General features: G+C 42.1%; 10 protein-coding genes. 3 read left to right on the plus strand and 7 right to left on the minus strand.

Features of this window, described 5'->3' with window-relative positions; translation table 11 throughout:
* Nucleotides 1–417 precede the first annotated feature (417 nt).
* Together AC6F75_RS11205 and AC6F75_RS11210 are read right to left on the minus strand one after the other, a co-directional pair.
* Nucleotides 418–2,967: an FtsX-like permease family protein gene (locus tag AC6F75_RS11205; protein ID WP_500715105.1), complete on the minus strand. Its 2,550-nt coding sequence runs from the start codon at nucleotides 2,965–2,967 to the stop codon at nucleotides 418–420.
* A complete protein-coding gene (locus tag AC6F75_RS11210; RefSeq protein WP_500715106.1) occupies nucleotides 2,964–3,650 on the minus strand; it encodes an ATP-binding cassette domain-containing protein in 687 nt (228 codons plus the stop codon). The genes AC6F75_RS11205 and AC6F75_RS11210 overlap by 4 nt, the downstream gene beginning before the upstream one ends.
* Nucleotides 3,651–3,756: 106 nt before the next feature.
* On the opposite strand from AC6F75_RS11210, the gene AC6F75_RS11215 reads away from it, so the two are divergent.
* The 3 genes from AC6F75_RS11215 (at nucleotide 3,757) to AC6F75_RS11225 (ending at nucleotide 5,770) form a co-directional block, all read left to right on the plus strand.
* Nucleotides 3,757–4,419: a GDSL-type esterase/lipase family protein gene (locus AC6F75_RS11215; RefSeq protein ID WP_500715107.1), complete on the plus strand. Its 663-nt coding sequence runs from the start codon at nucleotides 3,757–3,759 to the stop codon at nucleotides 4,417–4,419.
* A 407-nt stretch (nucleotides 4,420–4,826) separates the two neighbouring features.
* A complete protein-coding gene (locus AC6F75_RS11220; RefSeq protein ID WP_500715108.1) occupies nucleotides 4,827–5,465 on the plus strand; it encodes a WbqC family protein in 639 nt (212 codons plus the stop codon).
* On the plus strand, nucleotides 5,462–5,770 hold the full coding sequence (locus tag AC6F75_RS11225) for a DUF6122 family protein (RefSeq protein ID WP_500715109.1): 309 nt from the start codon (nucleotides 5,462–5,464) through the stop codon (nucleotides 5,768–5,770). The genes AC6F75_RS11220 and AC6F75_RS11225 overlap by 4 nt, the downstream gene beginning before the upstream one ends.
* Before the next feature lie 59 nt (nucleotides 5,771–5,829).
* Here AC6F75_RS11225 and AC6F75_RS11230 read toward each other — a convergent pair whose 3' ends face one another.
* From AC6F75_RS11230 to AC6F75_RS11250, 5 genes are all read right to left on the minus strand, one after another.
* On the minus strand, nucleotides 5,830–6,153 hold the full coding sequence (locus AC6F75_RS11230) for a putative toxin-antitoxin system toxin component, PIN family (RefSeq protein ID WP_500715110.1): 324 nt from the start codon (nucleotides 6,151–6,153) through the stop codon (nucleotides 5,830–5,832).
* 77 nt (nucleotides 6,154–6,230) lie between these two features.
* Complete coding sequence (gene vap15, locus AC6F75_RS11235) at nucleotides 6,231–6,461, minus strand: type II toxin-antitoxin system VapB15 family antitoxin (protein WP_500715111.1); 231 nt, start codon at nucleotides 6,459–6,461, stop codon at nucleotides 6,231–6,233.
* Between the two features lie 261 nt (nucleotides 6,462–6,722).
* Nucleotides 6,723–7,151, minus strand: coding sequence for a hypothetical protein (locus AC6F75_RS11240; RefSeq protein ID WP_500715112.1), 429 nt, complete (start codon nucleotides 7,149–7,151; stop codon nucleotides 6,723–6,725).
* Between the two features lie 160 nt (nucleotides 7,152–7,311).
* Nucleotides 7,312–7,602, minus strand: coding sequence for a hypothetical protein (locus AC6F75_RS11245; RefSeq protein ID WP_500715113.1), 291 nt, complete (start codon nucleotides 7,600–7,602; stop codon nucleotides 7,312–7,314).
* Between the two features lie 129 nt (nucleotides 7,603–7,731).
* Nucleotides 7,732–8,883: a DUF8612 domain-containing protein gene (locus AC6F75_RS11250; protein WP_500715114.1), complete on the minus strand. Its 1,152-nt coding sequence runs from the start codon at nucleotides 8,881–8,883 to the stop codon at nucleotides 7,732–7,734.
* Between the last annotated feature and the right edge of the window lie 453 nt (nucleotides 8,884–9,336).

Here is a 9,336-nt window from a genome sequence, read left to right on the forward strand (position 1 = left end):
GCTCCCCTATCCCGATTAATGAGTATCATCGATGTACTAAAAAGTGAGCATTTAAGCGTTGAAGAAAAAGAACATATGCTTGACCACATTTTAATTGCCTCCAATGAAATTGACCAGGTCGTCAAAGAAATCGTCCAAAAAGCTGACCGGGTGATTAAGGATATTGAATAGTTAATGGTTATTTAGTGTACTTAAGACTGCAAGACTTAGGATTTAAGAGAGGTTTAGAAAAAAGGCAACCTATTTTAGGCTTAGTCAATATTCAGGCATGCTCAACCTGCCCACTGCCACTGAACACTGAACACTAAATAAAACCTCTCACCTCTCAAAAACTTAGCGACTTTGCGGCTTAGCGAGAGACACATTATTATTTTCTCGCAAAGACGCCAAGACGCAAAGAATGTTTTTTATTTCTCACTACCTACTTTCACTTCGCAACACCTCCAACGGTGAGCTTTTAATCACTGAAATACTGTTGCTTAATCCCACAAGTACAACAAGCAAGGTTATGCCCGGAAACAGGATTAAAAACGGCACAAGCGAAGGCACAAAAGGCGTGTCAAACACCAGCCAGGCCAACAACTGGCTTCCGCCCAGAGAGAGCAGGATTCCTGTTAGTGCACCCAACACTCCAAGGTAGAGGTATTCCAAAACGGTAATTTTTAAAATCTGCCGGCTTGTTGCTCCCAAGGTGCGCAATAATACACTTTCCCGGATGCGTTGGTATTTGCTGTTTTTCACCGCACCCGTTAAAACAATAAATCCGGTGAGGATACTGAAAAACGCCATAAAATTGATGAGCCAGGATATTTTTGAAAGCAAATCCTCAAGCACTGTCAGCACCTGCCTGATATCGATGATGGTGATGTTTGGGAATTTCTGAACGAGTTGTTGCTGGAGTTTTGCTGAAGCAGCTTCATCGGGAGTTTGTGCAGTGATCACACGAAATTGCGGTGCATTTTCCAGCACCCCTTCGGGAAACAACACCATAAAATTCATCTGCATCCGGCTCCAGTCCACCAGTCGCACACTGCTCACGCGGGTGTGCATGATCACACCCTGTACATTAAAATACACATCGTCGCCCACATTGAGACCGGCATCCCGCACCAGGTTGTCACTGATGGAAATGGGTATGGGTTGTCCTTCAACAACCCGGGTCTCCCACTCCCCTTTTTGAATGGTCTCGGCATCGGTAAGTGCGTTGCGGTAAGACACCCTGAACTCGTGGTTCAAGATCCACCGGGCTACTTTCAGCACACTGTCACGGCGCATTTCGTTCACTGTTTTGTCGTTGATGGCATGCAAGCGCATAGTGACTATTGGCATATTCTCCAACACTTTTAAATTATTGGCAACAACAGTAGCTGCCACCTCTTCCTGCTGTGCGCTTTGCACATCAAGCAGGATCATATTGGGTGTTTCTGCCTGGCCCTCCACTGAAGCCTGCGCCAGCAGCACATCCTTGGTAAAGTAAAGCGTGCTGATTAAAAAAGTACCCACTCCAATGGCAAGTATCAATATCAAGGTTTGGTTATTCGGCCGGAAGAGGTTCAGTAAACTCTGGCGGGAAGCAAATCCCCAGCCAACCGGGAAAAAGGTCTTTACCGCCTTCATAAACAGTTGCGCCATTCCCGCTAAAACGGAAAAAGTCACAACCAGTCCCAATATAAAAAAGAGAACATATCGGGTGTTTTCCAACAAAGTGTAGGAGAACATAAAGATAAAACCAAAAATAAGTGCCAGCACCAGCAGGCCCGCCAGTCTGGATTGCCGCGGTACAGTTTCACTGATGCGCAGGGTTTGCAAAGGCGAAACGTAGAGCGTACTCATCAACGGGTAGAGCGCAAACAAAACCGACATCAACAAACCAAGCAGAATACCGTTTAAAACTACACTACCGGAAATGATAAGTTGCACATCCACCGGCAGTAAATCACCTAAAAACAATGGGAAAAGTTGCTGTAACGCCAGACCAATAAGCGTTCCGGCAATGCCGGCTAATAAACCTATCACTGCTACCTGTATCAGGTAAATCAAAAAGGTTTGTCTTTTGCTTGCACCCAGACATTTCAGTATGGCCACTGAGCGGAGTTTTTCCTTGATGTAAATATGAATGGCACTGGCAATGCCCACACAACCCAGCAACAACGCAATAAACGCCACGAGGTTGAGGAACTTGCCAAAGTTGTCATACCGCCTTCCCAATCGCTCACTGCCCGAAATATGCGTTTGTATGGAGGCATTTTCGTTGTTGAGTACAGGGCGTAAATCGTCGCGCAATTGCACTAAATCCACTTCGTCACCGGCTAAAAAGTAAAAATCATAAGACACCCGGCTGCCAAATTGCACCAAGCCCGTGGTTTCAATAAGTTCATAAGGAATCACCAGTGTTGGGGCAACGGCACTGAAAAAAGCCGTGCTGCCCGGAATGGATTTCAACGCACCGGCTATAGGAAGTTTAAGTTCCCCAATGCTAATAGTGTCACCCGGTTTGAGTTGCATTTGCAGCATTACCGTGGCGTCGAGAAGCACCTGGTTATCGGTGTAATAAGTTTCGGAAGCAATGGCCGGTTCGGTTTCAATGGCTCCGTAAAACGGAAACCCTTCTTCGATGCCCCTCACCTGAATAAGCCGGGAACCTTTTTCGTCAGGAAAGGCCACCATGGACGGAAAACTGATTTCGCGTGCAGCTGCACCACCCAGCGAATCGACAATTTCAAGCAATCGCTCACGGGGTGTTTCATTGCTGCCAATTTTATAATCGGTTCCCATCAGGGCTTTGGACTGCAACCCGATGTTTTCCTTAAGGCTTACGCCAAAAGATTGAATCGAAACCACCGCCGCTATACCCAGGATGATGGAGGAGACAAACAGAAACAGCTTTTTTCCGCTTGCCTTACCGTCACGGCGTGCCATTTTTAGCAGCCATACAAATCGTGCGCGCTTTGAAGTTGTTTTTGTCATACGGTCGCGCCGGTTTCTGAAACAATTTTACCGCTTTTCAAACGGATAATTGCCTGTGTTTTGGCTGCCAGTTCCATATCGTGAGTGACGATAATGAGTGTGGTGCCTTGATCTTTGTTCAGTTGAAACAGAAGCTCGATAATTTTTTCGCCGGTAGCGGCATCGAGATTTCCGGTGGGTTCATCGGCAAACAAAATTGCCGGCTTGTTTGAAAATGCCCGGGCTACAGCTACACGTTGCTGCTCACCACCCGAAAGTTGTGAGGGGTAATGATGATAACGGTCGGCCAAACCCACTTTTTCAAGGAGTTCCATACCTACCTGAACAGCATTTTTAAATCCTTGCAATTCGAGAGGCACAATCACGTTTTCCAAAGCCGTCAACGTAGGCAACAACTGAAAATCCTGAAACACAAAACCCACATTGCGGTTGCGCAACACGGCACGGCCATCTTCATTGAGGGTGCTTAAATCCACGCCACACAGCTCCACCTTGCCCGAATCGGGTTTATCAAGCCCGGCACACAAGCCCAACAGGGTGGTCTTGCCACTACCGGAAGGACCCACAATGGAAAAGCTCATTCCGCTTTCGACACTAAAAGTGATGTCTTCCAGAACAGTTATTTTTTTGCTTCCACTGTCATAGCTTTTTTTAAGCTGACTTATGTTTAATATCTTTGTCATCTCGCCGAATTTACCCGAATTTTGTAAACGAGGCAAATTAGTTATTTCATTTTAATTCTTAATCCCGATTGCGATGCCTAGGTTGTTAATCTTTTGTTATATTTTGTTGAACACTTTATTGGTTTCCTGTGGGGAAAAAGGGAAAGAAAACCAAACTGCTGCAGACCCTAAAATCGAAATTACGGAAACCGAAAACAGGAAAAATCCGGATAGAAAAACCATCCTCTTTTTTGGCACCAGCCTTACCGCCGGATTGGGTGTGGATTTGGAAGAGGCTTACCCTGCACTGATTCAGCAGAAAATCGATTCGTTGCAACTCAACTATGAAGTGATCAATGCCGGGTTGAGTGGTGAAACCACCGCAAGCGGTAAAAACAGGCTCAGCTGGGTACTCAATCAGCCCGTTGATGTGTTTGTGCTTGAATTGGGTGCCAATGACGGACTCAGGGGCGTGCCGCTTCAGGAAACCAAAAACAATTTGCAAACCATTATCGATGAGGTAAAATCTAAAAACGAAAACGTCACCATTATCATCGCCGGTATGGAAATGCCGCCCAATATGGGTGCTGCATACACCCGCGAATTCCGTTCTATATTTCCTGAGCTGGCAGAGAAAAACGATTTAAAGCTCATCCCATTCCTTTTGGAAGATGTGGGCGGTGTGGCCGAATTGAACCAACCGGACGGCATCCACCCTACTGCAGAAGGACAAAAAGTAATTGCAAGGAATGTTTGGGGTGTGTTGGAGACGGTGTTGATTAAAGATTGACGATTAACGATTTTTGATTTGGTGATTGGAACTTACTTCCGGCTTTAATTGTACCACAGAGTTTCACAGAGGAGGCACAGAGCTACACGGAGAAAACAAAATGGTATAACCTTAAGTCTTGAAGAAAACGTTATAATTTGGTGAGTTATTTAATGTTGAGTGTGCGATGTCCCCCCCTTTAGGGGGCCGGGGGGTGCGGGTTGGACGGAATTACACCTCAATATCTAAAAAAATGGAATTAAAATCTTTGAACCCACCTTCGCTATCCCCCTTCGCACGCTGTCGCAGAAGCTTTACCGCGTGTCGCAATAGCTTTAGCGGTGGCACAGCGTAGGCGCCTGAAACTTCGGAGGATAAAAAGCTTTGGTAGGCAATGCATTGAACCATAAACAATAAACGACAAACCTATGAACATCTTAATTCATCCGCTTTATTTTGGTTCTATTGAGCAGTTTGCTGTGATTGCGCGGGCGACTGCGCTTACTTTTGAAAAGCATGACAACTATCAGAAACAAACCTACAGAAACAGAACTTATATTGCCACTCCCGAGGGGCCTTTGTTACTGAATATTCCCATTAAGCACACTTCCAAAGGCAAGCGTGGGGAGCGTGAGCGGGTGCATCAAAAGTACAAGGACGTTAAAATTGAAAACGACTTTCGCTGGCAGCGGGAGCACTGGAAATCCATTCAGATTGCTTACCGCACTTCGCCGTTTTTTGAGTTTTATGAGGATGATTTTGCGCCACTTTACGAAAAACCCTATACTTTCCTGATGGATTATAACCTAAACACCTTTGAAATCCTGAAAGAAGCTTTGCGTCTGGAAATGCCTGTTGAATTTACTGAAGTGTTTGACAAATCACCACAGGATGTAGTTGATTGCAGAGGGTTGGCTTCTGCTAAAAACAAAACCACATTTCAACAACAGCCTTACATTCAAGTACACGAAAAACACCACGGATTTCTGCCCAACCTCTCAGTCATTGACCTTCTGTTTAATGAAGGAACACAGGCACTCACCTATTTGAAAAACCAAATACTATGAGTTTGCAATTTATAGTGCATTACGGTATGCATTTCCTGGTTCCGCTGGTGATTGCTTTTTTGTTTTTTAAAGACCGGCCATGGAGGGTGTATTTAATTTTTATACTGGCCATGGCCATCGACCTCGACCACCTGCTGGCCGACCCCATTTTTGACCCCAACCGCTGTAGTATCGGGTTTCATTTGTTACATAGTTATATTGCCATTGCCATCTATTTCGGGATGTTGTTTTTTAATAAAACCCGGGTGATTGGGCTGGCGTTGTTGTGGCATATTTTAACGGATTGGGTGGATTGTTGGTGGTAGGGGTTCAAGGTTTGTAGAGTCCTAAATAGGATTGACCGTTTTATGAAGTTGGTTAATGATTAATTTTCCATTTGGTTTTCAAATGCCGAAGGTGTTAAGATTTGTGCCGTCATAAAAGGGTTTTGTTCCAGTAAGTCTTTATCTCCGGTTACTAAATAATCAGCCTTGGAAAAATCGATCAGATCCAACAGAAAATTGTCTTTAGGATCCCTATTTAAAAAATGTGTAGGCTGTATTTCGACTTTTTCAGAAATGGTCTCCAATAAATCAATGAGTTCAATAACGCTTTCTTTAGGGAAGTATTTTTTGAGTTTTTTTCGAGCGGTTACAATTTTAATTTCTAAAAAGCAATTGGTCTGTAGTAACAATTGTAATCTCACCATTGGAAATATAGTGCATTATTTTTGACAACCGTTTACCAATCAAAAAACTGATCCAAACATTGGTGTCAAAAATGACTTTAACGCTTTTGTTTGTCATACATTTCTTGTCTTACGCTTTCTGTTTCTTCCGTGATGGTTTTTAAATCAAGTTCATTGGTCTTGAATGTTTTTAATAAACGGGATAGTCTACTGTCAATTGCTTCTTTCTCCAACTCTTTGGTCAGTTCCACTTTTTGCTGCTTTGAAAGTTGCTTTACAATCGAAAGGATTTGGTCAAAGGTCAAATCTATTTGCAATGCTGTTTTCATCTCAATTAATCATTTGTTTATTCAAATTACAAAAAAATACAATACAGATTTATTCAGAGTTCTTGTGGGGTTGATGTGTGCTTTTGCCCTTCTATGCATTTAGCGGGAGGCAGGGCGGGTGGGCTGAGTATCGATTTTCCTTGGGTAGAAGAGATTGCTTCTCCGCTGCAAGCGGGTAAAGTAATCTTGTTGGTGAAGGAGGATTGTTATTGATCTTCCCACTACCCTTCTAACTTTGACTTACATCAAACCCGGTGCCTATCATTTGTCACCGTTATTTTGGGCGAGCACTTTGTAAGCCGCATGATCGGTACTGAAGCAAGGAAGCACAGCATCTCCATTCAAATTCTGGAGTGCTTGCAGCAAATCATCCATCCATTTGTCTTTTAGGCTGTTGAGAGAAACATAGGCAAAGGGTTTACTGCAACTGATGAGTGACCCTTCCATGCGTTCAGAGCATACCACCACGTTGCGGAAGTGATTTTTTGTTAGCTTTTCCAACTCTTCCAGTTCTTCATAAAAAGTTAGCACATAAATCAAGGTAGCCTTTTTATCGGCTGCTTTGAGTTTGGGCGGCTTAAAGTTTGAAGTCATCAATACACATTCTTTCCGGAACATTTTGCTGATGTACTGCCCATGAGCTGCAGTAGAGTCCAGTATCATAATTTTGGCAAGATTGTTATTTTCCATACGCTTAAGTTTTATCATGAATAAATTGGGGGCAAAAAAAGGTTTGATTGATTTTAGATAAAAAATTACTTCTAAGTATCAATACTTCTCAATTTGAATGTTAAAATACCACTATTATTATTTTGGTCATTCAACTTTATAAAAATTTTGGGTGGTTTTCTTAAAAAATGCTTAATGATACAATACATGCATTTGAAGTTGCAAATGCAAATGCGTTGTTTGAAGGTTGATACTGTTTGGTTTTATGAGTTTGTTTCTCCGTCGCAGGCGGATCCAGCCTTTGGCGGGCACGCGCAATGACTTGCTTTTTTTTGACAGCTTTGTTGATCCTTCTTTGGTGAACAGGCCGTGCCTTCGACAGGTAAATTTGCTTATTTGTTTTTTGTTGCTGATTTGCATAAGAAGCCGATAGCAAAATAATAATCAAGAAATAAGAATCAGTAATGGTCAACCTATATCAGGGCGTACACTGTCCTTTTAGCAAGACGTTTAAAGGTAGTGGGGCATTGGTCATGCGGATGGTTTTATGGTTCTGTTTTATTATTTAGATAGTATCATAAAACTGTATTCAAAAGCTATGCTATATAGTTTCGATTTCAATGTGATTATAAGGTATCAACTGTATCCCATTGCTTTGTTTTCTGGTTTCTTTTCCGGCATAGACTACATAACCACCTGAAGTGTTTGTAATTTTATTCCAATAATTCAAGCCTTTAAAAAAATCCTGAGTGATGGTCTGTCCTGATTTTATTTCTAAAGGAACAACCTGAGTTGCTGTTTCAAGCACAAGGTCTATTTCATTCCCCACATTATCACGCCAAAAATAAATAGTTGGTTTTTTACCTAAATTTAATCGTTGTTTTAAAAATTCCAAAATCACCAAATTCTCAAAAAGAGCCCCCCTAAAAGGGTGTATTTGCAGTTGTCCCGGTTCTTCTATTCCCATTAGGGCAATGACTAAGCCCACATCATAAAAATAAAGTTTTGGCATTTTCACAATGCGTTTATTGTAGTTTTTATGAAAGGGTTGTAACCGGAATACTACAAAACTCATTTCCAGCACCCCCAACCATGCACTTATTGTTTTAACGTCTACACCCACCTCAACGGCCAGACTACTCATGTTGAGCAATTGTCCTGTTCTACCGGCACATAGCCTCAAAAACTTTTCAAAGGTGTACAAACTGCCAATATTCTTGATCATCCTTACATCCCGTTCTAAATAAGTGCGAATGTAATTTGCATACCACTTGGATACCGGGATGTTTTGGTCATACAGTTCAGGATATCCCCCCTTGAACAATAATGTGTCTAAAGTATCAACCCGCTTATCAATTTCTTTGATGGATAACGGCAATAGTTGTAAATAGCCTATTCTGCCCGCCAAACTTTGTGATATATTTTCCTGAAGTAAAAAATTATTGGAGCCGGTGAGTATAAACAGCCCTTTTTGCGGGCTAGTGTCTAAAATTTCTTGCAGATAGGAAAACAATTGGGGTACTCGTTGTATTTCGTCAAGTATGGCACCTTGGGGGTAATTGCTTAAAAAACCCCTGGGGTCTTCAGATGCAAACAGACGGGTATCCGGGTTTTCAAGACTCACATAGGGTTTTGATTTAAAAACATGACGCACCAGCGTTGTTTTGCCTGATTGCCGGGGACCTATAACAGCTACGGCTTTAAAGGTCAATGCCAGGTCTTTTAATTCCTGTGTTGCGGTTCTGAATATCATGCTGTAAATTTACAATTATGGAATTGAATTCCAAAATTGTAAGGATTTATATTTAATTTTCTATTTCACCCTGCTTCACTATCCGTCTAGCAGACAGCGCCAGCACCACATAATAAGCCTTCATAAAATGCAACTGTCCTTTTAGCAAGACGTTTAAGGATAGAGTTACTCTCCAGGGTGAATAATACTACTCTTGAAAGTTTTGAATGAATTATTTATTAGACACAATGACCAGTCCTAAAATAGCTATGACAGATTAATAAATAACGTGAGTTCGATTTAAGTTTTTATCTGTGAAAATCCGCTTAATCCGTCCCGATAGCTATCGGGATCTGCGTGCTATCCTATTCCCATAAATGAAAAATAGCACGCAAAATAGGTTATAATCACATTATTTTAAACCTATGAATTTTGAAATTATTTTTCAAAAACACAAAATTTTGGATAAACTCT

The sequence above is a fragment of the Planktosalinus sp. genome (assembly GCF_059864935.1).